Raw genomic sequence first — 24,375 nt, 5'->3', positions numbered from 1 at the left:
GGGGAAAGAGAAACGCTCCGGATACCGGTCGCTGTCGCAGTCAAGCCGAGAGATGGCAGGAAAGCGGCTCGATCGATGCGCGGCGGGATCGACCTTTTAATTATATCTAATTACTTTTTTGTGCGTCGAGCTCATCAGCCAGTCTACGATGAACCCGCCAGAACCGATGGGTTCGACACTGTCCGCGTCCCGCCAGGACCTGATACTGTTCGCCCTCCCGCTCGCCTTTTTCGGAACGTTCGTCCTCGGTCGCTGGATCGTCGACTCTACCGTGCTGGCGATCGGGGCCGCCGGGATCGTGTGTCTCGTGCTCCTGGTCGATGGGCTGTTCGTGAACCCGCCCGTTCCCGAGGAGAGAAAATGACGGGCGCGTCCACAGGACGGTTCGAACTGGGCGGGTTGCTGACAGAGAAAAGAGGCCCGAACTGTTAACTCATCTCGGACCAAAGATGGGGGCATGGCGTCGGTCTTTGGCACGGATCTGTCGTTGCTATTGCTGTTAGCGGGAGCGTTGCTCCTCATCGCGGAAGCGATGGCTCCGGGAGCGTACTTCATCGTCCTGGGGATCGCACTGCTTATCGCCGGACTGGTCGGACTCGCACTCCCGGCGTCGCTTGGCGTCTTCTCAGTCGTGATCATGGCCGGAGTGGTACTGGCCGTCGGATCGGTTACACTGTATGCCTACCGACAGTTCGACTTCTACGGCGGGAAAGGTGAGGCACGAACCAGCGACTCCGAGTCGTTGAAAGGCGCAACCGGACGTGTGACCGAGCGGGTCACCGCAAGCGAGGGCCAGGTCAAACTCCGGAGCGGTGGCTTCAACCCCCACTATCAAGCCCGGGCGTTCGACGACGAGATCCCCGTCGGCGAAGAAGTCATCGTCGTCGATCCCGGCGGGGGGAATGTCCTCACTGTCGAGTCGATGGCCGTCCTCAGTTCCGACGAGATCGACGAAGAACTCGAGGCGGGTCGGGAAGCCACTGAGCCGGAAGCAAAAAATCCAGGGAGAGATGCCGACAGAGAACCGGAGACGGATCCCGCCTGACACGGCGGCGCCCAATCAGAAGTCGTTACAGACCGGGAGCCCAACCGTGTCGAAGTCGCTCATCGCAGCGAGCGTCTCCGGAATATCATCGAGGCTGATCGTCTCGGAGACCAGCGCCGTGGGGTCAAGCTTCCCGCTCTCGATCATATCGAGCATCTCCGGGTAATGTGAAGGCTGGAGCCCCAAGGACCCATAGAAGTCGATTTCACTGGAGACAAACCGGTCGACCGGCAAGGGAATCTCCCCGCTTTCCTCTTCGGTGGTCATCCCAAGCTGGACGTGTCGGCCATTCTTTGCCAGAGAGTTGACGGCGTTTTTCGTGGTCTCGGCGATACCTAGTGCGTCGACGGAGACAGCCGCCCCACCGTCAGTGATGGCCCGAACCTCCGCAACTGGATCGGTCTCGGCGGCGTTGACCGTCGCGACTGCGCCGAGTTCCTCGGCTTTCTCGAGCTTTCGGTCCTCAAGGTCGACACCGATGACGTTGGCACCGAGGGCATCGGCAATCTGGACGCCAGAGAGCCCGACTCCCCCGAGTCCGTAGATGACCACGTCCTCGCCACGACCGACGTCAGCGCGATGAGCAACCCCGTGATAAGAGGTCATAAACCGACAGCCGATGCCGGCCGCCGTCTTCGGATCGATCGAGTCCGGCAGCGGCACGGCGTTGACATCCGCCGTCGGGATATGGACCTGCTCGGCAAAGGCACCGGAGACAGTAAATCCGAGCCCCTGGTGGTTCTCACAGATGTTCTCGTGTCCAGTCCGACAGAGATGACAGTGCCCACACCCGAGGTTGAACGGGATCGCGACCTGCTGACCGACTTCGACGGTCTCGACATCCTCGCCGACTTCGATAATGGTGCCCACCGGTTCGTGCCCGAGGACGTGCGGCGGATCCGGTCGATAGTCGATCCAGTCCCAGTGACCCTGCCAGGCGTGCCAGTCGCTCCGGCAGACGCCGACGCTGTCGATCCGTGCGACGGCGCCGTTCGGATCCGGCTCCGGATCCGCCACGTCGTCGATTACGAGCGGTTCCTGGTACTCTTCCATGACAGCTGCACGCATACATATACAACTCCGGCCCGAGAGAACCATATATCGATTCCCCGGATACTACGGCATATTTTAACTATAATACAACAAATAATAATTATCTAAGGAAGCTTCCATGCTAGTGGCTCCGGGTGTTTCCAAGCACTCAAAACAGGAGTGTTGCCCGAAGACCCTACCGAACGTGAGAGAGACAGGTCGTGCCACGGCGGATATCCCGATTAGGCGAGCAAGGTATCGTGCTTGCATAGTTGTTCTCCCCGCGGGACAGGCAGGCCAACACTTTTGTTCCGTTCCTGCCAAGTCGGATCGTATGCTTCCGATCACCCCGCTGCAACTGGGTGGGGACATCTTCCCCATCGTCGCGTTCGTACTGCTCGCCATCGCCGTGGTGACGGTCTGGCAGATGGTCGTCATCACGGACGCCTACGAGAAGAAAGCCCTCACGGTCCTGGGGGAGTACCGCAAACTCCTCGAGCCGGGGATCAACTTTGTCCCGCCCTTCGTCTCCCGGACGTACACCTTCGACATGCGGACACAGACCTTAGACGTACCGCGCCAGGAAGCGATCACGCGGGACAACTCACCGGTCACCGCCGACGCCGTCGTCTACATCAAGGTGATGGACGCCAAGAAGGCGTTCCTGGAAGTCGACGATTACAAACGGGCCGTCTCGAACCTCGCCCAGACGACCCTCCGTGCCGTCCTCGGTGACATGGAACTGGACGACACCCTGAACAAGCGCCAGGAGATCAACGCCAAGATCCGCAAGGAACTCGACGAACCCACCGACGAGTGGGGGATCCGCGTCGAGAGCGTCGAGGTCCGGGAGGTCAACCCCTCCAAGGACGTCCAGCAGGCCATGGAGCAACAGACCTCCGCCGAGCGTCGCCGCCGTGCCATGATCCTCGAAGCCCAGGGAGAACGTCGCTCGGCCGTCGAAGAAGCCCAGGGTGAAAAGCAGTCCAACATCATCCGCGCCCAGGGTGAGAAGCAAAGCCAGATCCTCGAAGCCCAGGGTGACGCCATCTCGACTGTCCTGCGTGCGAAGTCCGCGGAAGCGATGGGCGAACGCGCAGTCATCGAGCGCGGGATGGAGACCTTGGAGACGATCGGCGAGGGCGAATCGACGAAGTTCGTCCTGCCCCAGGAACTGACGTCGCTGGTCGGCCGCTACGGCAAGCATCTGACCGGGTCAGACACCAAGACTGACGGCGAAGTCCTCGAAGGGCTGGACTTCGACGCCGAAACCCGCGAAATGCTCGGTCTCGATGACATCGAGGAGATCCTCGGCCAGATCGACCAGGAAGCCGAAGTCGACGTCGAGGAGATGGAAGAGCAGGCCCAGGCAGTCAAGTCCGGTGCCGAAACCGCCGACATCAAAGATCCCGACGAAGTGATCGAGGAGATGGACGACGAGTTCGACAGCGGCGAGTCGTCCTGACTCGATCAAGCGAAGCCGTTTTGTGACTGCCTGACGTGTATCTGTTAATGGCTGATGGTGAGGGCGTCGACGAGAGCAAGCGGGCGACTCTCCGTCGGTTCGCCGCGCTGGGTGCCGCCAGCCCGCTGGTCGGCCTCGCGGACACCGGCAGCGATAGTCGCGCGCCGGATGCGATTGCGGGCTATCTCTCCCGGACGCCGGGGGCACACTTCTCGAAGATCCGTGACGACCTCAAGCTCGGGACCGGCGAGACCCAGCACCACCTCCGGACGTTGCTTACCGAGGATGCCATCGAGAGTGAGCGCGACGGAGAATACCGTCGGTTCTTCCCGGCCGACCGGTTCGACACGTTCGAACGCACGGCCCTGGGGTATCTTCGCCGCGAGACGCCCCGGGGAATGATTATCGCGTTGCTCGAAGATCCGGCCGCCGCGGCAAGTGAACTAGCCGAGGGCCTGGACGTTTCGACGCCGACCGTCAGCAAGCACGCCGCACGCCTCGAAGCGGCCGGGCTTCTCCGGCGAGAGGACGGATACGAACTCCGCGAACCGGAGACGCTGCTCCTGCTGGTTGTACGCTACGCCGACTCCTTCGGGCCAGACGCGATCACGTTCGCTTCCCACGCGGACGAACGCGTCAGCTACGACAGCTGAACGAGAGACATTTCGTGATGGCTGTGCCTCAACGAAGACCGTTCGGTCAGCGGATGAGAGAAAATGCCGTCAGAGTCAGGCTTCGACCATCCACGTCGTCGAAGAGGAGTACCCCCACTTCTCGACGGACACGTCGAACTCGCCGTCGGCGATGGCCGTCATGTTCGTCCCGACCTCCTTGGCCGAGAGCCCGAGTTCTTCGCCGATAAGTCGGGACTTGAAGTACGTCCGGTCCTCTGCGTTGGACCGAAGGTACTCGAGGATCCGCCGCTGTTTGTCCGAGAGTGGCTCGGTCTCCGTTCCCGCAGCCGGACGAACGCTCATATCCAACCGTTGGTCAGAGAGCGGTATAGGCAGTTTGGTACGGTCGGTTAATCGACTGCAGTAGTGCGGTTTGAGGCAGGGAGACGGGGGCGACCGTGATCTCGACGTTTCCCTGGGGGGCGTCTGGTACGGCGGGGAAACTGGTCAGATGTCTTCTTCGATGATCTCGCCGACAGCGAAGTTAGACTTCACTTCGGTGATCTCGACTTTGACGCGGTCGCCGACGTCAGCACCGGGGACAATAATGACGTAGCCGCGTTCGACGCGGGCGATGCCGTCGCCTTGCTTGCCGATGTCCTCGATCTCGACGTAGCGGATCTCGCCGTTTTCGACCGGGGGCTGGGGTTCCGAGGGCGGGCCTTCAGTCGTCGGCTGCTCGTCGGCTTCCTCGGCCTCGCCCGAGATGAGCGCGACCCGATAGGTGTCGCCGGGGTCGATCGAGCCGGTCTCGACCTCGCGGCGGGGTACCTCGACGACGTAGCGGTCGTCCTCGTCCGTCACTTCCGCACTGAACAGACACAAGAGTTTCTCTGAGATTTCCACAGTCAGTCCTCCGTTCGCCGCGTCGGCGGCCTCCCTAAAGAACTTGACGACAATCCGAGTCACAGACGGCCAATAGTGTCGAGCACTATCCGATCGACCCCGTGGGCTTTTGTTTCGATCCACCGGAGTGAGTGACATAGATACACTCCAGTCGATCGGTCTCGGCACCATGGGAATCGACGACCCTGAGACGATCGCAAGGGCGATCGAACTCGGGTATAGCCACCTCGATACGGCACAGATCTACGACAACGAGAGAGTCGTGGGCCAGGGCGTCGAGCGCTCTTCACTCGATCGAGAAGAGCTATTCGTCGCGACGAAAGTCTGGATCGACAAACTTGCCCCAAAGGCGGTGGTTGACTCGACGGAAGCGAGTCTGGGGCGCCTCGGAATGGACACCGTGGATCTGCTGTACGTCCACCGACCGCGGGGCGACTACGAGCCGGCCGAGACGTTGCCGGCCTTCGACGAACTCAGAGACAGCGGACACATCGAACACGTCGGCGTTTCGAACTTTACCGTGCCACAGCTGGAGCGGGCCAGAGACCACCTGGAGGCCCCTATCTTCGCTAATCAGGTCGAGTATCACCCGCTCTACCAGCCTGAAGCTGCGCTGGAAGACGCTCGCGAACACGAGTACTACCTCGTCGCGTACTCCCCGCTGGCAAACGGCCGTGCCGGTGACATCCCAGAGGTAGTCGAGATCGCCAATAAACACAACGCGACGCCCCAGGCGATCTGTCTCGCCTGGCTCACGGCCAAGGACAACGTCGTGGCGATCCCGAAAGCCAGCAGCGAGGCGCACCTCCGAGCGAATCTCGAAGCCGCCGACCTCGAACTCGATCCCGAGGACCACGACGCGATCGACGGGATCGAACGGGAGGAGGAAATCTTTCCGGAGTGAATCGTACAGGGAGTCACTCGCGGGCGTCCAGCGCCGTTCCGTCCGGGCGTTTCTGCCCTTCCGAATCGTGGACCACGACGCCGTCAACGTCTGTGGGTTCGTAGTTGTCGCGGACCCCGATAGCTTCTTCATGCTCTCGAATGGCGCGTTCTTTGAGGGCTTGTGCCAGTTCCTCGGCGTCCTCACGCGAGATGTCTCGCCCGAGACCTTCACACTCGTGGGCGCGAACAGGGCCGTCGCTATCGACGACGCTCCCCATCGGCTCGCTCGTGGCCTCGTCGTCTGCCAGGGCGATGCTGAACGGATAGGTTTCACAGATGAGCGGTCGGTCACCGTAGATCGAACACGCGCCCGCGTCGTCGTAGAAGGTGCAGTCCCCGCAGTCGTCGGTCTGTAACGCCCACTCGAAAGTCTCGCCGCTCACCGCGTCGCCGCCGTCGTCCAGCCCGTAGGGCATCGGCCGGGCGACGTCACGCCACACCTCACCTTCTGCGTCCTGGATCGCCCGGATCTCGTCGGGGAAGACCGTCGCCGTGTGTTCCTCGTCCATCCCTTTACAACAGTGACCACAGCGCGTACACTCGAAACCGATCCGCTCGATGGCGTCGGCAATAACACCCACGTCGAGGTCGCGCACGGCTGCCAGTTCGGTTTCGAGGGTCATGGATCGGCTACCCGGCGAAGGTAAAAAAGGGCGTCGGGGTCGCTTACTCGCTTGTACGGTAGTAGACCTGCTTGCGGGCGTCCCGGAAGCTGTGGCGGGCCGAGACGAGGTCGGCCTCCTCCAGGCGGTTCAGCGCGTACCGGACGGTCCGATCGGGCAGCAGGGACTCCTCGGCGAGCTCGCCCTGCGAGAGGGGTTGATCCGTCTCCAGGACTTTGGCGACCAACTTCGCGCTCGGCGGCAGCTCACGGAGGCGTTCGCGGAACTCCGCGTCCGTGAGGACGACTTCCGTTCTGGATCCGTCTTTGACGGTCGTGCTCATACGTGGAGAAAACCCGGTCGGTATTGGTAAAGCTTGGCTATATGGTGGATATAATTCCTTGGTTAGTATATACGTCCTTATACACTCCCGGAGCCGGCGATCCAATACCGTTTTAGTCGCCCCGTGGTGACAACGGTGACGTGAAGGGACAGGAGTGGTACCAGGCCGACGAGATCGCCGAGGCCTACGAGGACAAGCGCTTCTCCGGCGGTGGTCGGCTTATCGATCATCGGGAGAAAGAGGCGGTACTACGCGCGCTGGGGCCCGTCGAAGACAAGCGGGTCCTCGAAATCGCTTGCGGAACGGGCCGGTTCACCGTCATGCTGGCCGAGCGCGGAGCGGACATCGTCGGATTAGACATCTCGGGGCCGATGCTCCAGCAGGGCCGGGAGAAGGCTCGCGCTGCCGGCGTCGACGACCACCTCCAGTTCTTCAGGGGCGACGCCGGCCGGCTGCCCTTCCCGGACGATCACTTCGACGCTGTCCTTGCGATGCGGTTTTTCCACCTGGCAGACACGCCAGAAGCATATCTCAGCGAGATGCGACGGGTTGGGAAGGACGTCGTCTTCTTCGATACGTTCAACCGGTTCAGCACCCGGTCGATCTACAACTGGGCGCTCCCGATGGGGTCGCGGCTGTACTCCCGCTGGGAGGTCGACCGCCTGGTGTCGACGGCCGACCTGACACTGGTCAACGTCGCCCACGACTTCGTCGTCCCCTATGGATTTTACCGGGCGATCCCCGACGGTCTCGCTACCGCGTTCCGGAGCGTCGATCAAGTGATCGGCCGGGTTCCGGGTGGTGACCGACTCGCGTCGGTCTCCTACTGGACGTGCAAGGTCTGAACCTACGGAACTGTTGAAATAAAATATATCTCGTGGGATCCCGCGACGCTTATACGCGTTCGAGGCGCTATAGAGTGGTATGGAGCTGTCCGTCGTCGTCCCGACCCTCGACGGGCGCGAACAACTGGCCGGGACCCTCGACTCCATCGCGGCCAACGCGCCAGGGGTCGAGGTGATCGTCGTCAACGGCCCCTCGACCGACGGGACGACTGGAATGGTCCGCGATCGGGCGGACGTCGACGTTCTCGTCGAGATCGCTGACCGCTCGATCAACGCCGCTCGAAACGCCGGGATCGATCGGGCGAACGGCGAGGCCGTCGCGCTGGTCAACCAGGGACTCTCGCTGACCGAAGAGTGGTTGGAAGGGCTCCGGGTCGGCTTTCAGACGTCGCCAGTGGTCACTGGACCGACCCATCGCCCAGTCCGTGCTGGAAAGACCACCGAGGCGGTCGAGCGCCGGACGATTGCGGGGCGAACGGTGACGTACGTCAATCCGGGGAATCTGGCAGTGACGCGGAAGTTGATCGACGACCTCGACGGGTTCGACGAATACCTCAAGATCGGTGGCGCACGGGACTTCTCTCATCGGGTCGCCGGAACAGAGCGCAGCATCAGCTGGCAACCGGAGATGGCGGTCGAACGAGTCGTCGGTGCCGACGGCGGCAGTACCGAGCGCGACTGGGGCTGGAAGTATCGGTCGCTCTCGTACCGTCTCGCGAAGAACTACGGCCTTCGGCCGGCGGTCATCGGGCGTCTCTATCGCAATGCCGTCCGCGACGGGGCCGATGCACTCCGCGAGGTGTTCGACGGCGACCGGCGAGCGTCGATCTGGCTGGACACCGGTCGGCAGGTGCTCGGTGGCGTGGCACGCGGACTCAAAGACGGGCTGGCGGCCCGGGCACGCGATCGGAGCGAGCGCCGGAATCCCCGTGGCCGATCCAGCCGTCGGGACCGTGCCGTTTCGGTTTTCGAGAACTAACGACACGGCCGTGCGAAACGTCTCCTCAGGGGGCCAGCGCGTCGAACACCCGGGCCGGGTTCTTCGTGAAAGCCCTCCGCATTGCGTCCTCTGGCACGTCCAGGGTAAGGATCTCCATGAGCGCCACGTCAGGGTGGGCAGTGGGTGCTCCACTCCCGAACAGTACGCGATCAGGATGTTCGCGCAGCGCCCGCTCTAAGGGTTCACGGAACCTGACGAAACTCGTATCGAGGTAACAGCGGTCGTGTGCCTCCAGTAGATCGATGGCAGTTTCCATCCGCTCACGTGCGAGGGGATAGCCGCCGAAGTGGGCGACGACCGTCGGGAAGTCGTATTCGAGGATCGTCTCCGCGATGGTCTCGGGCGGGAACGCGTCACCGCCGTGGATGATCACCGGGAGCCCGACCGACTCGAGTGCCTCGAAAACCGCCTCGTCCGGAAGGCCGTCCCGGCCGGGGTGGAGTTTGAACCCCTCGAAACGATCGTCGTAGGCGTACTGTTCGACATCTTCGGGGGCGGTGTGTTCGTCCGCACGACTCGCGGCGAGATTGCGCAACCGCGTCCCGGCGTTGTCGCCCGGATCCAGTGGTCCGTTGATGCGTGCCAACGCCTCGAACGGACGGCCAACACTCATGCGGGCGATGGCGTTGTTGGCCTTCAGATAACTCTCTGCCCGACCGGTTGGGTAGACGAGCGACCGAACGATCCCGGCCTGGTGCATCTCCCGCTCGAGGCGCTCCGGAGTTCCCGGGACGTCCCCCGACTGTCGGTCGGCGTCAGGAGTCAATCGCATGTGCACGTCGACGACCCGGAACCCATGCTCCAGCTCCAACATCCCCCGATTGTTCTTCGGGTTCGCGTATTAAATCATCGCTCCGCGGCGTGGGGAGTCAGCGACCGCTTCACAGACACGGAACACCGACGGACCCAACTCGTCGGTGAAGGCGACTCCGGCAGTGACCCGGCGCCCATTCACGAAGGGTTCTCGAACGGAACACGTCGACGTGGAGAAACAGAGCGACCCCTGAAAAGATACCGTCACGCGGTAAGTGTGGGACCGAGACGGACGCCTCCGTGATTCATGCCGAAATACCGAGCAGTTCACGCGCCCGCTCCGGATCGCCGTCCATCCGATCGAACAGGGAGGCGGTACGCTCACGGACCTCCTCCTCGACGGCGACGTGTACCATCCCTTCGCCAGGTTGTCCGTAGACGACGCTCGCGCCCTCGGGGGCGGCCAGGATCGCCGGGAGCGTCGCAAGGTCCTCCTCGCCGTAGACGATCAGGACCGTCGTCGTCTCCTCGGCCGCGAGTGCATCGACGAGGGCCTCGAGCAACGACGCAGTCAGCGTCGCCGAGGGATTGGCCACGTCGATGCGCCGATCGAACCACGACCCCCCGTCGCCGACGACGGTTCGCCTGATACCGTCATCGACTGCGCTACGCTCGGTCCGTTCGTCGACGAGGGCGACATCTGGCCGTCGTCCCGCCTCCAGGAGGTGATAGGTGACGATATCACCCACGGCGATCAGCGGATCACCGGCGCCCTCGAGCAACGCGTCAGGATCCGTGAAGACGGGACCGAGCGGCGCCTTGAGGTCGGGCCGAAGCGCGTCAGGGAGTTCGAGGACGATTTCGGTTTCCGGATCGGATTCGTCGCTGCCGGCCGGCGTCGAAGGCTCCTCAGTCACGGTCTATCGGACCTTCAGCGCGTACTTGCCGGGCTCGGTGACCTCCATCTCCGCGGCAATCTCGCTGTTGGCAGGATGAGCGATAATAACGTATCCGGCCCAGTCCTCGGTGAGTGAACTCGACCCGCAAGCCTGACAGATTTCGGCTTCCGCCGAATCCTGAACGCGGTGGCACTCCCGGCAGACGTACCGATCCGCCATCAGTTCTCACCCGCGGCTTTCGCCCGCTCCTTTCGCTCTTCGTCGAGCCAGCCGTGTTTGCCCAGGCCAACCTGCTTTGCCGTGAGGCCGATCTTTGAGTCCCGCGGGTTGCGTTCGTCGATAGACTTGGTGACGATCCGGGCCCTGACGGCGTCGCCGACGGTCAGCGTCCGGTTGGAGTCCCGGGAGGCCAGCATCTGGTTCTCGCCGTCGTAGGCCAGATACTCGTCGGAGATCTGAGAGACGTGAAGCAGGCCGTCGACCGGCCCAATGCCGACGAACGCGCCGAAGTTGACGACCTCGACGATCTCGCCGTCGACGACTTCCTGCATCTGGGGGTCGAACGTGAGTGCGTCGAACTCGGCCTCGTAGTAGACGCCGGGCTCGTTGGGGACGACTGCCCCCTCGCCGACATCGTGGACCTCGGTAACGGAGACGATGCTGCCGACATCCTCGTCCATGCGGCCCTCTAGTTTGTCCTGTAGCAGTTTCTTCACCAGCTCCGGCGTCACGTCCGCCAGATGCTCGGGCGGTACCTCGACCGTATCGCGGAGACGAACCCGTTTGTACATGTTATAGTTGAGTGATCGCGAGTTTGTTCTGGCCCCTTAAACCAATTACTGGACAGTTCGCGGCAAGCAGCCGTTCTTTGAGCGGCCCATCGTTGGTGACGGCGTAGGCGCCCTCGGTACGGGCGAGTTCAAGCACCGCGTCGTCGGCATAGTCAGCCTCGTGTTCGCGGACCGTACAGCGCTCGACGAGGTCGCGACCGACACTCGCGGCGGTGGCTTCCTCGCCGGCGCCTGCCGAAAGATCTTCGAGTTCGCCCACGACGGCTTCGGGGACCAGTCGCTGGCCCGCACCGAGCAGGCGATCGAGTTCCTCGAAGACACGGACGTCACACTCGACGGGCATCATCAGTGCGTTGGTGTCCAGGACGGCGCTCATCCACGAAGCGTGCCGATACCGATCAGCCGCCAGCGCGCGCCGATCCGGCGGTTGATGGCGATAGTTGCCCCTTCGCGGGCGCAGACCGGCCGCTTCAGCGCGACTTCGGCCTCACCATCGCGAGCGCTCGTGACGGAACCGACCGTCGTTGCGGTACCGATCGTCAGCATCAGCGGCTCGCCCGTCGAGACCTCATCGACATCATCAGTCTCCTCGCCGACGATCCGGTCCAGCAACTGGACATCCATCGTGAACTCCTCGTGGACCGGCGGCAACGTCCCTGGGGGACCGGCAATCTGGCCCGCCAGCGCGTCGCCTTTCGTCAACGACGGATCGAGACCGGTTCCGAGACCCAGTAAGCCGCCGGGCGTCACTTCATCGACGGTCTCGCCACCGGCCTGCAGCGACCGGGCGGTCGTCGTCACGGGCCGCCACTCAGTCTGGCCGCCCTCTTCGACCTCCCGGCCCGGCCGGAGTTCGATCTCGTCGTCGGTCTCGAAGCGCCCCTGTGCGAGGCTGCCGCCCAGGACGCCGCCGACCAGCGAGTCCCAGGTCGAGCCCGGCCGATTGATGTCGAAACTCCGGGCAACCATCATCTCGGCATCGGCGTCGGGATCCCGATCCGGCGTCGGGATCTCTTCCTCGATGGCCTCGATCAGGATGTCCGTGTTGACGCCCTGGCCCGCGCTGATCGGAACGATCGGCGCGTCTTCGGCGACGGTGCCTTCGACGAACTCCTGGATCTGCTGATAGTTCTGTCGAGCGCGTTCCTCGTCGACCAGGTCGATCTTGTTCTGGGCGACGACGATGTTGTCGATTCCGATGATGTCCAGAGCCATGAGGTGCTCCTCGGTCTGGGCCTGGGGGACGTCCTCGGTCGCGGAAATGACGAGGACGGCGCCGTCCATGATCGCCGCACCGGCCAGCATCGTCGCCATCAGCGTCTCGTGGCCCGGTGCGTCGACGAACGAGACTGTCCGTAGCGGATCGGTCGCTTCGTCGTGTTCCGGGCAGGATTCGGCGACCGTATAGCAGGCCGGCTCCCCACACTCCGGACAGCGCCGGAACGTCGCGTCTGCGTAGCCCAGGCGGATCGAGATCCCGCGTTTCATCTCCTCGGAGTGTTGGTCCGTCCACTCCCCGCTCAGGGCCTCGACCAGCGTGGTCTTGCCGTGGTCGACGTGCCCGACCAGTCCGATGTTCACCTCCGGTTGTCCGTGTGTTCCTGTCATCTCCACAGTAATCGTAGCTGGATTACCCTCCTTGAAGTGATAAACCTACTGTTCTCCGCACGACGGCGGCGACCATCACCACCGCCCGGATCGCTGGATGGCGCCGAGATCACAATCAGGGATCGACGTGGTCGGTCAGGCGCGTCCAACGCGACTCGACATTGCGGTTGGCGAGTACTTCGATGCCCTCGCCGGTTCGGAACCGACTCTTCCGGAGTCCGATGTCCATGACGGTCCCGGTCATCGAGGCAGTCCGCACGCTGTCGCCCTCGTTGAAGTCGGGATCGCGGAGCAGGTACACCCCGGAGACGGTATCCTCGATCATCGCCGAGAGGGCATAGGAGACGCCGAGTCCGATGAATCCCGCGGCGGAACCGAGACTGGCCGCGACTGTACCCAGTCCGACGACGTTCAACAGGACCAGGCCGGCGCCGAACCACATGAACACGGCGACCACGAGGACGGAAAACTCGACGATCAGCTGTTCCTCGGCAGGATAGACGCGCTCGAGTCCTGACCGGAGCAAGCGCGTGAGGACTTTGATGGCGACGTATGCGACGGTGAGGAACACCAGCCCCGAGAGTAGTCGAGGCAGTGCGGCGACCACGTCCGCCCGGAACGATCCCAGCGTCGAGTCGAGCAGGTCGAGGAGACGTAGGGGCATGCCGGTCGTTTGTGCCACCGCGGCCAAAACGCTACCGGCAATCGTGACGAGCACCCCTCCGAGCGAGACGTTTTTGCGGATCGCCGCCCGACTTCCGGGTGTGCGTGAATACGCGTTCGAGCTGGCGCTGTGTGGTGCACTCGAGAGCAAGGACCGCCTCCTGGCTCGCCAGCTCGGCGCACACGTCAACGGTCGCCGGATCATCGACGTCGTGACGGTCGAGCCCGGCCCCGGATTCGATCGCCGCGCGTCGATCACTGCGGGGACGATTCCGCCAGCAGCGATCGAGGCCCCCGTCGGCCCGGGTGCCGCCCGGCGCGTCAAGGACGTCTTCCCGGATATACGACCCGAACAGCGCAGACGGCTCGTCGACCAGGCCGTCGAAGCGGGCTTCTTCGAGCGAAAACGCCGTGGCGGCGACCCGGCCGTCCGGCAGGTCTGTCGGTATCCAGCGGGGTGGTTCGACCACCTGGTTGGCATCGAGAACAAGCCCGATCTCGACCGACCGGGTGACCTCCAGGCGCAACTCCGGACGGACGTCTCGCTGGGCATCTTCGACGAAGTGGTCCTGGCGACAGCCTCTCACGTCACCGGCGCTCACCGCAACCGGATCCCCGAGGAGGTCGGAATCTGGCGGTTCGACCCAGAAACGGGCGAACGCGAGGTCCTGCGGGAACCCGATCCGCTCGACCCGGCCGAGCAGGGCCTCGAGATCCTCGATCGCCAGCCCGGCCGGTCGGACATCGCGATCGTCACGGCCGACGAGAAGCAGCGTGCCAGACGGCGGATCGCAGAACGAGCCTACGGCAAGGGCTGGCGGACGTTCGACCTACCGGCCTGCGGGCGGTGTGACCCGGACGGTGGCCCAGCCGTGGCAGTGCCCTACTGTGAGTGGGCCGAGCGAATCGTCGATCCAGCCAGCGAGTGCGGGACGGACTGTCCCGGCCATGAGCCGGCCGAGCCGCCAGCGATGGACCGACGACGCCACCGGGACGAACGCAGCGCCTGGCGACGTGATCCCGACGGACAGCGTCGTCGGCAGGCGGGACTCGATCGCTTCGAATGAGCGCTCACTCGCCCGCGAACTGCCGGCGGAGGTACAGGAAGGCGACGTAGACACCAGTAAAGACGATCGCGAACGCGGCGGTCTCGACGACATCGATCTGCCCGTCCATCGCCAGCTGGATCGCCAGGTAGACGACGGTGGCGACGACTGCTGCGATAGCGACCGCCACGACGGGCCGCTCGGCGGGAAGCCCCTCTACACTCGCCGGGTCGGTCTCAAGGTCGAGATCCATGCCGACGCCTTCGAGTTCCAGAACAAAGGTCTTACCCGAGAAACTTCCCCGACGGCATTTCTACGGCGACTCACAGCGTAAAGCGCTCGCCGTCGACGGCACGCGGGGCGTCGAAGGCCGTCTCGGCCGGCAGGTAATGCGAGAGGTGGACGATCCGCAGTTCAGTGGCGTCGAGTTCGTCCGCGAGCGACCGTGCGCCTTCGATCGTCATGTGCTTGCTCCCGTAGGTCATCGGGACGCCGTCGGTGTCGTGATGAGAGCCGCCGGCCGGGTGAGAGTCACAGCGGTCGGCCGGCAGGATGCCATCTGCCAGCAGGAGATCGGCATCGGCGAAGGCGTCCTTCGACTCGGGCGGCACCCGATAGCTGGTGTCGCCGGTGAGCGCGAGTGTCCCACCCGTTTGGGGATCCTCGATCACGACGCCGTAGCAATCGAGGGGTGGATGGTCAACGGGGACGAGCATGAAATCGAGCCCACAGACCCGGACGGACTCGAAGGGGTCACGAGGACGGACATCGATGACATCCAGGTAGTCGTACCGCTCACGGATGCTCTCGGCGACGCTCTGTCCGGTCGCAGGGTCCGTCTTCCCCGACGCGTAGACCGGCAGATCCCGCGTCAGCCGGTAGACGTTTCCCAGCCCGTCGAGGTGATCGAAATGAACGTGAGTGATCAGTGCGGCGTCGGGTGCCTCGAAGCCGTGCCGGAGGAACTGCGTCCGGAAGTCTGGACTGGCGTCGATCAGCAGCGTCTCGCCGGTCCGGTCGTTGCGAACGTGCACCGAGAACCGCGTGCGTTCGACGCCCCGGGTGCCGACATCCACGCCACGCTCGCGGAGCTGTTCGCGGAGTCGATCGTCCGGCTCGCGAGCGCGCCGACACGTTTCACAGTCACAGCCGACCGTCGGGGTACCCGTCGTGTCGCCGGCACCCAGCAGCGTGACCTCCATCAGTCCTGGGCGTGATCGGCCGCGTGATCGTGGGCGTGGTCGTGTCCGCCGCTTTCATCGCCGGTGTCAGGAGTTCCGCCGGCGACGAGAGCGTCGTGGTCGCCCTCGATCATATCGAGGTTCTTGAGGTTGTCCCGCTCCTCGAAGTTGGCGACGGCGTCCTCTAGGTCTTGCTGGGTTAGCGTCGTCCGCTCTTCGGTCAGCGCGTCCAGAACTGCTTCCCGCAGGACCAGCCGGAGGTCGCTGCCTGTCAAGCCCTCGGTCAGCTCCGCCAGGCCCTTCGGATCGAAGTCATCGATATCCATCTCCTGGGTGACTACACGCAGGATGTCCGCGCGCATCTGCCCGTCCGGCTTCGGGAAGTTAACAATTTCATCAAAGCGCCGCCAGGCCGCGGCGTCGAGTTGATCCGGGTGATTGGTCGCACCGATCAACAGGACATCGTCCTCGATCAGGCTCACCTCGTCGATGGATTTCAGCAAGGTGTTCACAGCGCGCTTGATCGCCGCGTGTTCGTCGCTGGCGCGGGTCTTGGCGACGAAGTCGAACTCGTCCATAAAGAGGATACACGGCGAGAGTCGCTTGGCCACCTCGAAGGTCTTCTCGACGTTCTTCGCGGTCTCGCCGAGGTACTGGGAGGTGATCATCGAGAGTTTGACCTCTACAAAGGGGAGATCAAGGTCGTGGGCGAGTGCCCGCGCGACGCTCGTCTTTCCCGTTCCTGGCGGGCCAACAAACAGGAGTTTGCCGATCTCCCGGAGGCCGATCTGGGCGAGATACTCCCGGTGCTCGATAGCCTTGACGAGCTTGCTGATCTCGGCCTCTTGGTCCTCGGTGAGGACCAGGTTCTCGAGGGTCATCTCGACTTCCTCCGGGGCGCGGATCTCGACGAGATCGAGCATCTCCTCTTCTTCCTCCTCGGCAAAGTACTCCTCGAGTAGACTGTCGATCCAGGCCCGATCGGCACGAGCGGGACGGACCTGTTCGCGGGCCTGCTCGTGGCTGACGCCCTCGATCTCGTCCTCGAATTCAGCGGCCAGCGTCGGGTTCTCGAGCAGCTCCGCCGGTTCGATCCGCTTTTGAAGCCACTCTTTGGCCATGTTCCGGTCAGTGAACTCGATGGCGTTCGAGAACTCGTCGCGGTCGGTGAACATTAGTCCCGAGACGGCACTCCAGGGTCGTTCGACGCCAGTCGCGTTCGTGACGGCCTCGGAAGTCGGGACGAGTGGGCGTTCGATCGTCCCGTCCTCCCAGAACACCGCACGGTAGGCAGGCGGCAGGTCGTCGGGCTCTAGATCCTCCCGATCGGAGTACACTGCCGCCGTCAGAACGAACTCGACGACGGCACGTTCCGGATCACTCATCCCCCGCGCATTGTAGCGGGATCGACATAAGCCACTCGAAGACGGACAACCGGCGGGACCGTCGATGTGCAACCTCTAAGGGGTGGGACACGGAAGGCCGATTCGATGACCAGCGTCAAGGAGTTCCGAATCGACGAGGAACCGACCCCGACGGAGCTCGGTCGGGGCGCGTTCGTCTTCACCGACGATTACTCGGTGTTCGACTGGGGGAAGATGCCCGACGAGATTCCCGGGAAGGGCGTGGCACTCTGTACGATGGGGGCGGACAACTTCGAGGCTCTCGAGGCCGAGGGGATCGCGACACACTACGAAGGGGTCGTCCTCGACGGCGAGACGACGAGTGTCGAGAGAGCGATCGGAGCGGGCGAAAAGCCCCGCGAGATGGCGATCGAGCTGACGCAGGTTCCGGACCTGCCCCACGGGGCCGACGGATACGACTACGACACCTATCACGACGCGGCCGGCGAGAACTACCTGATCCCCCTAGAGATCGTCTTCCGGAACACTGTCCCGGTCGGCTCGAGCCTGCGGAACCGATCCGATCCCACGGACCACGGACTCGAGTACGAGGAGTGGCCCGACGAGGCCGTCGACCTGCCCGAACCGGTCGTCGAGTTCTCGACGAAGTACGAGGAGCAAGACCGGTATCTCTCACGGGACGAAGCCGATCGGATCGCCGGCCGTGCGGACGTCGCCGATCTCGAATCGATCGCCCGCGAGGTGAACGGCCTGTTGAACCGCCGGGCTGCAAAGGCCGGGTTCGTCCACGAGGACGGCAAGATAGAGTGTCTCTTCTACGAGGGCGAGATCCGTGTGGCGGACGTGGTCGGGACGTTCGACGAGAATCGCTTCTCCTACGACGGCCAGGAGATCAGCAAGGAGGTCGTTCGCCAGTACCACAAGCGGACCCAACCCGAATGGGTCGAGGCTGTCAGCGAGGCGAAACAACGGGCGAACGAACAGGGCGTCGCCGACTGGAAGGCACTCTGTGACTCTCGGCCGGAACCGCTCGACGAGCACGTCCTCGACGTCGCGAGCGGCCTCTACTGTGCGGGAACCAACGCCTACGCTGGTCGTGACGTCTTCGACGCATCCCCGATCGAGGACGCGATCCGACGGGCAGAGGGACTCTGAGAGGCCACCAGTCCCGGCGGTTTAGGGCCGCTACGAGGACAGATGGGACGCTCGATCAGGCGAGCGTTCCGCCACAATCCGCGCAGTAGGCGTGCTTGCGGTAGGTGGTCGTCTCCGCGAGTTCGGCGCCACAGTCCTGGCACGTGTCGTAGTGTGCGACCTGCATGCCCAAACACCGGGGATCGACGTGTTTAGCCCTTCCAGAAGAGGCGGGTTCTGCCTGTTTTTAGGCCAGCCAAAAACAGGAGATCCGGCGCCCGCTCTCGGGCCGAACGTTGAAATATCCGTGAGGTAGCAATCTTTTTGGGTCGGTCGAGTGTAGCAAAGAGTGCTATGGAAGCAGACGAACTCCAGGAAATGCTCGAAACGAACGGTGAGCTGATGATCGCGGTCGCAGACTTCGGCCAGCCGCTGGAGCTTCACCTCCACGACACGGAGATCGACGACGATACGGTCCGACTCGAACTGACTGACGGCGTCCTGACCTTCGATATCGACGCGATCGCTGGCGCGTGGCAGCACACACACTCGCTTGCGGACCTCGGCCTCGAATAACTGATTTTTGACCGGTGATTCCACCGGTCGTCCTTCGCCGGAGACGACCAGCCGACGGCTTTGTGATGTTCGGAGTTACTCGAGATCCTCAGCGAGTCACGGCCGCCCCTGGCGGAGCAAATACGAATATAGCCCGGCGGTTCAGTCGTCGGCTTCGCCACCTTCGGCGACGATGTCTCCCAGCCCGTCGATCGGCCGGTCGGGGTTGCGTGCGTCGAGTTCCTCGGGTGCGCCGAGTTGGGCGTCTGACTCCTCGGGATCGCGCAGGCGAGTGCGTCCGCGGTGGACGTAGACCTCGTCGTTGAGATGAAGGTCGATCGCTTCCAGCAGCGCCTCGGCCTCGAGGGGCTGGCCGATTTCCTGGAGTTCCTCCTCGGTGGCCTCCGGCGGGACGTTGAACACGCGCTGGGTGATGATCGGCCCCTGATCGAGGTCGGTCGTCACGTAGTGGGCCGTGACGCCGGCGACGCGGACACCCTCCTCGATGGCCTGCATGTACGCCGACGCACCGGGGAAGGAAGGCAGCAACGACGGGTGGACGTTGATGATCCGGCTCTCGTAGCGGAAGACGACGTCCGGGCTGAGGATACGCATGTACCGTGCGAGGACGATCAGATCCGTGTCGTACTCCGCAAGGAGGTCTAACAGTTCGTCTTCGTCGGGTGTCCCCTTCTCGTCGCCGATGTCGTGGAACGGCACGTCGTATTTCTCGGCGAGCGGTCGGAGATCGGGGTGGTTGCCGATGACGACCTCGACATCGGCGTCGATGTCCCCGCTGGCCCAGGCCTCGAAGATCGCCTCCAGGCAGTGGCTCTCCTTGGTGACGAGGACGGCGATGGTCTGGGTTTCGCGATCCTTGGGGAAGCGGACGGTGATGTCGACCCCCAATCCCTCGGCGAGTTCCGCCATGTCCTCCCGTAGCTTCACCTCGGTACAGACCATCTCACTCGTGTCGACGAGCATGGTCATCCGGAAGACGCCCTCCCGGACGGCCTGATCTAAGTCCTCGATGTTGATTCCGCGCTCGAAGAGGAGGGAGGTGACTTCCGCGATCAGTCCCGTATCGTCGTCGCCGACGACGGTAATCTCGGTCAGTTCGCGGGTCACGGCCACCACCTCGCTGAATGATCGATGGGGCTCATTGTCCAGTCATGGCAGCCACGCGAGCAAAAAGGGTGCGTTTTCGACCGATCAGAACAAGAGTACCACGGCAGCGATCACCAGCGCTACGACGATGCCGACGGCGTTGTAGTTGACGTCGCCAGTTTGGATGACACGCGTGCGCGAACACCACCAGCGGTAGGCCGCGACCAGCCCCTCGTAGAGCCGGTCGAAGCCGTAGCCAGCCTCAAGGACGGCGAGCAGCCCGCCCGGCGCGGCGTCGTTGATCGACGCCCGGAAGCGGAACCCGAGATAGCCGAACCCGAGAAAGCCGGCCGTCAGTGCTGCTGTCCGAAGCGTGAGTGTGTGTTCGAGGAACTCCACGAGCGTGTAGGCGTGGAGATGGCCGTGTGGGAAGTACGTCGCCAGGGCCGACGAGAGCGGCCCGATCGCCAGCCAGGAGGTGACCGTCAGGCCCGCAAGCACGGCCAGCGGCCCAGTCATCGCGAGCGGGGACTCCTCGGCGCTCGCCGTCGGCTCGGCGACAAAAACCAGGTAGTAGATCCGGATCGAGTAGACCGCGGTCAGTACGGCCGTCACCGCCAGGACCGCGAAGGCGACCTGCTCGATGGCGCTGCCCTCGAGTGCCGTCGAGAGGAGCAGTTCCTTGCTCCAGAAGCCGTTGAAGCCAGGCACGCCTATCAGTCCGAGGATACCGACCAGGAACGTGACGTTGGTCAGGGGCATCTGCTCGCGGTTGCCCACGCCGCGATACTCGAGCATATCGACGTGTTTGTGGACCGTTCCACCGATCCCGTAGATGACCGATCCGGCCGCCAGGAAGAGCAGGGCCTTGAAGATCGAGTGACTCAGCAGGTGGTACGTCGCCGGGAGTGCGCCACCGGACAGCCCGATCGCCGCGGTCACATAGCCCAGCTGGCTGATCGTACAGTACGCCAGCGCGCGCTTGAAGTCATTCTCACGGGTCGCCAGCACGGCAGCGAGAAACGCAGTGATCGTCCCGATCGCCAGCACTACGGTCGTCCACCATTCGAGTCCGTCGAAGATGGGTCGGGTCCGCAAGAGCAGGTACAACCCGGCATTGACCATACAGGCGGCGTGGATCAGCGCCGTGCTGGTCGTCGGGGCCTCCATCGCGTCGGGCAGCCAGACGTGCAAGGGGAACTGCGCGGACTTGCCGATCGCCGCGAGGATGAACAGCGCACCCGCGGCGGTGACCGTCCAAGTCGGCAGTGCGCCACTCGCAGCCTGGTCGATCAGTTCGCGGATCGAGAACGTCCCGCCACCGACCCACAGCACGGCGATCCCCGCAAGTAGGCCGATGTCACCGAAGCGCGTCGTGACGAAGGCCTTCACGCCCGCGGCGAAGGAGGTCTCGTCCTCGAGCCAGAACGCGATCAGGCCAAAGGAACACAACCCCAGGACTTCCCAGAAGGCGTACAGCGCGACGAGGCTGTCGGTCAGCACGAACCCGATCATGCCGCCGACGAACAGCAACGTCAGCGCGTAATACCGGGTCAACCCGCCCTCCCGTTCCATGAAGCGCGTCGAGAAGACGAGCGCGAGCGCACCGACGATCCCGGCGATCGTCGCCATCAGCACACCCAGCACGTCGAGATAGAGCCCGAAGGAGACGTCCGCAGCGGGTACCCAGGCGACCTCGTACTGCACGACGCCGGGATCGCCCGACAGCGCCCGCGGGACGAGCGACAGCGTCAGGGCGGCAGTGGCGAGTCCGGCCAAGACAGCCGTTCCGTTCCGGACGCGATCACCGGCGACGGCCACGAACGGCAACAAGGCGGCACCGACCAGCGGGAGCACGATCGCGCCGAGCGCCAGGACGGCCGGCATCGGCTGTCCGGGTGCCATGACGGCAACGGCGGCCAGTAGTGCGCCGGCAACGAGCAGGCCGGGCGTCGATGCAAGCAGCGTCCGTCGATTCGTTACCATGTCAACCTCCCGAGTGCCTCGAGATCGAGTGTCCCGTACTGTCGATACGCCGCGACGGCCACGCCCAGCAACACCGCGACCACGATCGCGTCGATCAGGATCAACAGGACGACGATCCCCTGGCTACCGGTGGGATCGGTCGCCACGAAGTTCACCAGCACGCCCTTCGAGGCGAGTTCGACGCCGATCAGCGTCTTCACGACGTTGCGACCGGCGACGATGCTCGCCAGGCCGATCACCAACAGTGCCAGTGCCGCGCCGTAGGCGATGGCCGTCATTGCTCCACCTCCCGGGATCCGGCAGTGGATCCAGTTTCGCTGTCACTCTCGGGTTCGAGCCGTTCGGCGGTCAACCGTACAACCGCCAAGACGCCGACGAACACCAGCACCGTGACGGCAAGCAGATCGATCGACCGGGCACTCCACAGCGCCTCGGCGAAGGCTGTGTCGCTGGCCCCAGTAGTGACAGCGGTCGGATCGACCAGCGCCCAGACCGTGATCCCGACGCCGAGCAAGAGGCCCAGCGCCAGGCCGACCACGGGGAGTTTCCCGCCCGAGATACGCTCGGCGGCGTCGGTCTCGGTCAGACTGATCACGAACAGGAACAGGACGGTCACCAACCCGGCGGCGACGACGGCCTCGAAAACCGCCGCGATCGGCGCACCCGCGAGGTAGAAATACACCGCCAGCGCGACGCTCGCACCCGACAGCGAGAGGATCGAGACGAGGAAGTCCCGTGCAGCGACCGCGAGCAGTCCCAGCAGGACCGTCACTGCGAGTGCCGCTGTGGTTAGTTGTCCGATCATGGTGCCACCTCCAGTCCGTGCTGAAGCACGTCAGCTGCCGGCCCGACGAGGTCGAACCCGAACGCCGGTGCGATCCCCAGCAGGATCGTCCCGGCAGTCAACGCCAGGATCGGGATTGCGAGCACCGTGGGCGTTCGATCGACAGTCTGCGTAGCGTCGGTCGGCGTGCCGAACAGCGCACCCAGCACCGGGAGATAATAGCCCAGCGAGAGGAAAGAGTTCCCGATCACGAGCAGCGCGAGACCGACACCGACCGCGCCCGAGACTTCGGCGCTCCCGAGGACGATGAACAGCTTGCCCCAGAAGCCAGCGAGCGGTGGCACGCCGGCAAGCGCCAGCACGGCGACCGCGATCGCGCCCGCGGCGACAGGCATCCGATAGCCAACCCCGGCGAGCGCGTCAAGCGTGCGGGTCTCGCCTTCGGCCCCAGCCAGTCGGTAGACGATTGCACCGACCGCAAGGAAAGCCCCGCCCTTCATGAACGCGTTTGCGAGGACATGAAAGAGGGCGCCATCGAAGGCGACGCCGAAGCCGCCGTAGAATCCGACGCCAAAGCCAAAGAGAATGTATCCTACGTGCGGGATCGACGAGTACGCGAGCAGTCGCTTGAGGTCGCGCTGGCCCAGCGCGAGGAAGTTGCCGACGGTCATCGTCAGTCCGCCCAGGACGAGCAAGAGGAGGCCGACCGAGACGCCGTCCGGGACCACTGAGAGTGCTTTCACCATGGCGACGACCGCGGCCGGTGTCGCCAGCCCCGCAAGCAGTGCGCTCGCGCTCGCCGGCGCCTCCGCGTAGGCGTCGGGCAACCAGGTGTGAAGTGGGACGACCGCCGCCTTCACGCCGAATCCGACGACGAGGAAGAGAACAGCGGCTTCGAGGGGGCCAGGACCAGCGGTCGTGGTCAGTTCCCCGGAGAGTACTGCAAAGTCAAGGACGCCACCGGTGTGAGCGTAGACGAGCGAGATACCGAAGATCGCGAGCAACGAGCCCGCCGCGTTCATGACGACGTATTTGACGCCCGCTTCGACGGCCGTCGCGCGATCGACTGCGAACGGAACCAGCGCGTACGTCGCGACCGCCATCACTTCGAAGAAGACGTATAGCGAGAACAGGTCCGCCGCGAGGCCGATCCCGACGACCCCTGCGACGGCCGCCAGCACCAGCGGGAAGTACACGTCGGCGGCGTCTTCGACGTCACCACCCCCAGTCGCGTGGACCGTGACCGCGAGACCAGCCAGACACGCGACCGCCGAGAGGAAGACGCTCAGCGCGGTGACCCGGATGCCGACACCCTCTCCCAACAAGGCATACTCGATCGGGAGCGAGCGGGTCCACAGCAGCCAGGTCGTACCCAGCGCGACCAGCAACGACACGACCGCGGTCCCACCAGCCCACGCTGTCGACCGTTCGCGGACGTAGCGACCGGCCAGGTAAGTGCCGAAAACGCCGCCGAACAGCGCGATCAGTGGGACGATGGCGAGATAAGTGCCACTCACGCCAGTACCCTCCCGAAAGTATTCATACCGGCAAGTTTGGTCGGAAATCACCTTGAATCATTCGACTTCCGGCGGTACCTTCGTTGGCATTTATTTGACGATCTATCGTGAAGGTTTCGAATTACGGCGGCTTCAATGGCCCAGCGAGCCGACAACTCATCGGACGTCTTTAGGTAGTCCGTGACGTTTC

The 24,375-nt window shown here is 63.9% G+C and carries 30 protein-coding genes; 10 read left to right on the top strand and 20 right to left on the bottom strand.

The window, feature by feature from the left end:
* Window positions 1-148: 148 nt before the first annotated feature.
* Together BN2694_RS13360 and BN2694_RS13355 are read left to right on the top strand one after the other, a co-directional pair.
* The gene (locus tag BN2694_RS13360; protein WP_135666413.1) at window positions 149-364 is read left to right on the top strand and encodes a hypothetical protein; all 216 of its coding nucleotides are present in this window, start codon (window positions 149-151) and stop codon (window positions 362-364) included.
* A 93-nt stretch (window positions 365-457) separates the two neighbouring features.
* On the top strand, window positions 458-1,045 hold the full coding sequence (locus tag BN2694_RS13355) for an NfeD family protein (RefSeq protein ID WP_135666411.1): 588 nt from the start codon (window positions 458-460) through the stop codon (window positions 1,043-1,045).
* Between the two features lie 15 nt (window positions 1,046-1,060).
* Here the strand turns inward: BN2694_RS13355 and BN2694_RS13350 are convergent, their stop codons facing one another.
* The gene (locus BN2694_RS13350; RefSeq protein WP_135666408.1) at window positions 1,061-2,113 is read right to left on the bottom strand and encodes a zinc-dependent alcohol dehydrogenase family protein; all 1,053 of its coding nucleotides are present in this window, start codon (window positions 2,111-2,113) and stop codon (window positions 1,061-1,063) included.
* A 298-nt stretch (window positions 2,114-2,411) separates the two neighbouring features.
* Here BN2694_RS13350 and BN2694_RS13345 point away from each other — a divergent pair, with 298 nt between their 5' ends.
* Together BN2694_RS13345 and BN2694_RS13340 are read left to right on the top strand one after the other, a co-directional pair.
* Window positions 2,412-3,542, top strand: coding sequence for an SPFH domain-containing protein (locus BN2694_RS13345; RefSeq protein WP_135666406.1), 1,131 nt, complete (start codon window positions 2,412-2,414; stop codon window positions 3,540-3,542).
* 47 nt (window positions 3,543-3,589) lie between these two features.
* Window positions 3,590-4,195 carry a winged helix-turn-helix transcriptional regulator gene (locus BN2694_RS13340; protein WP_135666404.1) on the top strand — a complete coding sequence of 202 codons (606 nt, stop codon included), beginning with the start codon at window positions 3,590-3,592 and terminating at the stop codon, window positions 4,193-4,195.
* 75 nt (window positions 4,196-4,270) lie between these two features.
* Here BN2694_RS13340 and BN2694_RS13335 read toward each other — a convergent pair whose 3' ends face one another.
* Both BN2694_RS13335 and BN2694_RS13330 read right to left on the bottom strand, forming a co-directional pair.
* Window positions 4,271-4,519 carry a DUF7123 family protein gene (locus tag BN2694_RS13335; protein WP_135666401.1) on the bottom strand — a complete coding sequence of 83 codons (249 nt, stop codon included), beginning with the start codon at window positions 4,517-4,519 and terminating at the stop codon, window positions 4,271-4,273.
* Window positions 4,520-4,663: 144 nt separating this feature from the next.
* Complete coding sequence (locus BN2694_RS13330; RefSeq protein ID WP_135666399.1) at window positions 4,664-5,062, bottom strand: TRAM domain-containing protein; 399 nt, start codon at window positions 5,060-5,062, stop codon at window positions 4,664-4,666.
* 136 nt (window positions 5,063-5,198) lie between these two features.
* On the opposite strand from BN2694_RS13330, the gene BN2694_RS13325 reads away from it, so the two are divergent.
* On the top strand, window positions 5,199-5,966 hold the full coding sequence (locus BN2694_RS13325; protein WP_342210814.1) for an aldo/keto reductase: 768 nt from the start codon (window positions 5,199-5,201) through the stop codon (window positions 5,964-5,966).
* A 13-nt stretch (window positions 5,967-5,979) separates the two neighbouring features.
* On the opposite strand, the gene BN2694_RS13320 is transcribed toward BN2694_RS13325, so the two are convergent.
* Window positions 5,980-6,630, bottom strand: a complete 651-nt coding sequence (locus BN2694_RS13320; RefSeq protein WP_135666338.1) for a YkgJ family cysteine cluster protein — start codon at window positions 6,628-6,630, stop codon at window positions 5,980-5,982.
* 43 nt (window positions 6,631-6,673) lie between these two features.
* Entirely contained in the window at window positions 6,674-6,952 is a 279-nt protein-coding gene (locus BN2694_RS13315; RefSeq protein WP_135666336.1) for a helix-turn-helix domain-containing protein, read from the bottom strand.
* A 140-nt stretch (window positions 6,953-7,092) separates the two neighbouring features.
* Between BN2694_RS13315 and BN2694_RS13310 the strand changes: the two genes are divergently transcribed.
* Window positions 7,093-7,797, top strand: coding sequence for a class I SAM-dependent methyltransferase (locus BN2694_RS13310; RefSeq protein WP_135666334.1), 705 nt, complete (start codon window positions 7,093-7,095; stop codon window positions 7,795-7,797).
* A 79-nt stretch (window positions 7,798-7,876) separates the two neighbouring features.
* Window positions 7,877-8,776, top strand: a complete 900-nt coding sequence (locus BN2694_RS13305) for a glycosyltransferase family 2 protein (RefSeq protein WP_135666332.1) — start codon at window positions 7,877-7,879, stop codon at window positions 8,774-8,776.
* Window positions 8,777-8,801: 25 nt separating this feature from the next.
* Here the strand turns inward: BN2694_RS13305 and BN2694_RS13300 are convergent, their stop codons facing one another.
* From BN2694_RS13300 to BN2694_RS13270, 7 genes are all read right to left on the bottom strand, one after another.
* Window positions 8,802-9,611: an amidohydrolase family protein gene (locus BN2694_RS13300; RefSeq protein WP_135666330.1), complete on the bottom strand. Its 810-nt coding sequence runs from the start codon at window positions 9,609-9,611 to the stop codon at window positions 8,802-8,804.
* Window positions 9,612-9,855: 244 nt separating this feature from the next.
* Window positions 9,856-10,467 (bottom strand): GTP-dependent dephospho-CoA kinase family protein, encoded by a 612-nt coding sequence (locus BN2694_RS13295; RefSeq protein WP_135666328.1) that lies wholly within the window; start codon window positions 10,465-10,467, stop codon window positions 9,856-9,858.
* 3 nt (window positions 10,468-10,470) lie between these two features.
* Window positions 10,471-10,668 (bottom strand): transcription elongation factor subunit Spt4, encoded by a 198-nt coding sequence (gene spt4 / locus BN2694_RS13290; protein ID WP_135666326.1) that lies wholly within the window; start codon window positions 10,666-10,668, stop codon window positions 10,471-10,473.
* Window positions 10,668-11,240, bottom strand: a complete 573-nt coding sequence (locus BN2694_RS13285; protein WP_135666324.1) for a DNA-directed RNA polymerase — start codon at window positions 11,238-11,240, stop codon at window positions 10,668-10,670. The genes spt4 and BN2694_RS13285 overlap by 1 nt, the downstream gene beginning before the upstream one ends.
* A gap of 1 nt (window position 11,241) precedes the next feature.
* The gene (locus BN2694_RS13280) at window positions 11,242-11,616 is read right to left on the bottom strand and encodes a PIN domain-containing protein (RefSeq protein WP_135666322.1); all 375 of its coding nucleotides are present in this window, start codon (window positions 11,614-11,616) and stop codon (window positions 11,242-11,244) included.
* Window positions 11,613-12,848, bottom strand: coding sequence for a translation initiation factor IF-2 subunit gamma (locus BN2694_RS13275; protein ID WP_135666320.1), 1,236 nt, complete (start codon window positions 12,846-12,848; stop codon window positions 11,613-11,615). The genes BN2694_RS13280 and BN2694_RS13275 overlap by 4 nt, the downstream gene beginning before the upstream one ends.
* A 115-nt stretch (window positions 12,849-12,963) precedes the next feature.
* Window positions 12,964-13,512, bottom strand: a complete 549-nt coding sequence (locus tag BN2694_RS13270) for a mechanosensitive ion channel domain-containing protein (RefSeq protein WP_135666318.1) — start codon at window positions 13,510-13,512, stop codon at window positions 12,964-12,966.
* A 100-nt stretch (window positions 13,513-13,612) separates the two neighbouring features.
* On the opposite strand from BN2694_RS13270, the gene BN2694_RS13265 reads away from it, so the two are divergent.
* The gene (locus BN2694_RS13265) at window positions 13,613-14,578 is read left to right on the top strand and encodes a DUF5787 family protein (protein ID WP_135666316.1); all 966 of its coding nucleotides are present in this window, start codon (window positions 13,613-13,615) and stop codon (window positions 14,576-14,578) included.
* 4 nt (window positions 14,579-14,582) lie between these two features.
* Here BN2694_RS13265 and BN2694_RS13260 read toward each other — a convergent pair whose 3' ends face one another.
* The 3 genes from BN2694_RS13260 to BN2694_RS13250 form a co-directional block, all read right to left on the bottom strand.
* Window positions 14,583-14,810, bottom strand: coding sequence for a hypothetical protein (locus tag BN2694_RS13260; RefSeq protein WP_135666314.1), 228 nt, complete (start codon window positions 14,808-14,810; stop codon window positions 14,583-14,585).
* 70 nt (window positions 14,811-14,880) lie between these two features.
* Window positions 14,881-15,759: an MBL fold metallo-hydrolase gene (locus BN2694_RS13255; RefSeq protein WP_135666312.1), complete on the bottom strand. Its 879-nt coding sequence runs from the start codon at window positions 15,757-15,759 to the stop codon at window positions 14,881-14,883.
* Complete coding sequence (locus BN2694_RS13250) at window positions 15,759-17,123, bottom strand: ATP-binding protein (RefSeq protein ID WP_135666309.1); 1,365 nt, start codon at window positions 17,121-17,123, stop codon at window positions 15,759-15,761. Before BN2694_RS13250 ends, BN2694_RS13255 begins: the two co-directional genes overlap by 1 nt.
* Window positions 17,124-17,228: 105 nt before the next feature.
* Between BN2694_RS13250 and BN2694_RS13245 the strand changes: the two genes are divergently transcribed.
* A complete protein-coding gene (locus BN2694_RS13245; RefSeq protein WP_135666307.1) occupies window positions 17,229-18,257 on the top strand; it encodes a phosphoribosylaminoimidazolesuccinocarboxamide synthase in 1,029 nt (342 codons plus the stop codon).
* A 333-nt stretch (window positions 18,258-18,590) separates the two neighbouring features.
* Window positions 18,591-18,812: a hypothetical protein gene (locus BN2694_RS13240; RefSeq protein ID WP_135666305.1), complete on the top strand. Its 222-nt coding sequence runs from the start codon at window positions 18,591-18,593 to the stop codon at window positions 18,810-18,812.
* A gap of 141 nt (window positions 18,813-18,953) precedes the next feature.
* Here the strand turns inward: BN2694_RS13240 and BN2694_RS13235 are convergent, their stop codons facing one another.
* The 5 genes from BN2694_RS13235 to BN2694_RS13215 form a co-directional block, all read right to left on the bottom strand.
* Entirely contained in the window at window positions 18,954-19,928 is a 975-nt protein-coding gene (locus BN2694_RS13235) for a formyltetrahydrofolate deformylase (protein WP_135666303.1), read from the bottom strand.
* Window positions 19,929-20,003: 75 nt separating this feature from the next.
* Window positions 20,004-21,884, bottom strand: a complete 1,881-nt coding sequence (locus BN2694_RS13230; RefSeq protein ID WP_135666301.1) for an NADH-quinone oxidoreductase subunit 5 family protein — start codon at window positions 21,882-21,884, stop codon at window positions 20,004-20,006.
* Window positions 21,878-22,162 carry an NADH-quinone oxidoreductase subunit K gene (locus tag BN2694_RS13225; RefSeq protein WP_135666299.1) on the bottom strand — a complete coding sequence of 95 codons (285 nt, stop codon included), beginning with the start codon at window positions 22,160-22,162 and terminating at the stop codon, window positions 21,878-21,880. Before BN2694_RS13225 ends, BN2694_RS13230 begins: the two co-directional genes overlap by 7 nt.
* Entirely contained in the window at window positions 22,159-22,689 is a 531-nt protein-coding gene (locus BN2694_RS13220) for an NADH-quinone oxidoreductase subunit J (protein WP_244605456.1), read from the bottom strand. Before BN2694_RS13220 ends, BN2694_RS13225 begins: the two co-directional genes overlap by 4 nt.
* A complete protein-coding gene (locus tag BN2694_RS13215; protein ID WP_135666297.1) occupies window positions 22,686-24,185 on the bottom strand; it encodes an NADH-quinone oxidoreductase subunit N in 1,500 nt (499 codons plus the stop codon). The genes BN2694_RS13220 and BN2694_RS13215 overlap by 4 nt, the downstream gene beginning before the upstream one ends.
* Window positions 24,186-24,375: the final 190 nt, after the last annotated feature.

The organism is Halorhabdus rudnickae (assembly GCF_900880625.1).
GTDB lineage: Archaea > Halobacteriota > Halobacteria > Halobacteriales > Haloarculaceae > Halorhabdus > Halorhabdus rudnickae.
This window is presented reverse-complemented; position numbering and strand designations above follow the sequence as displayed.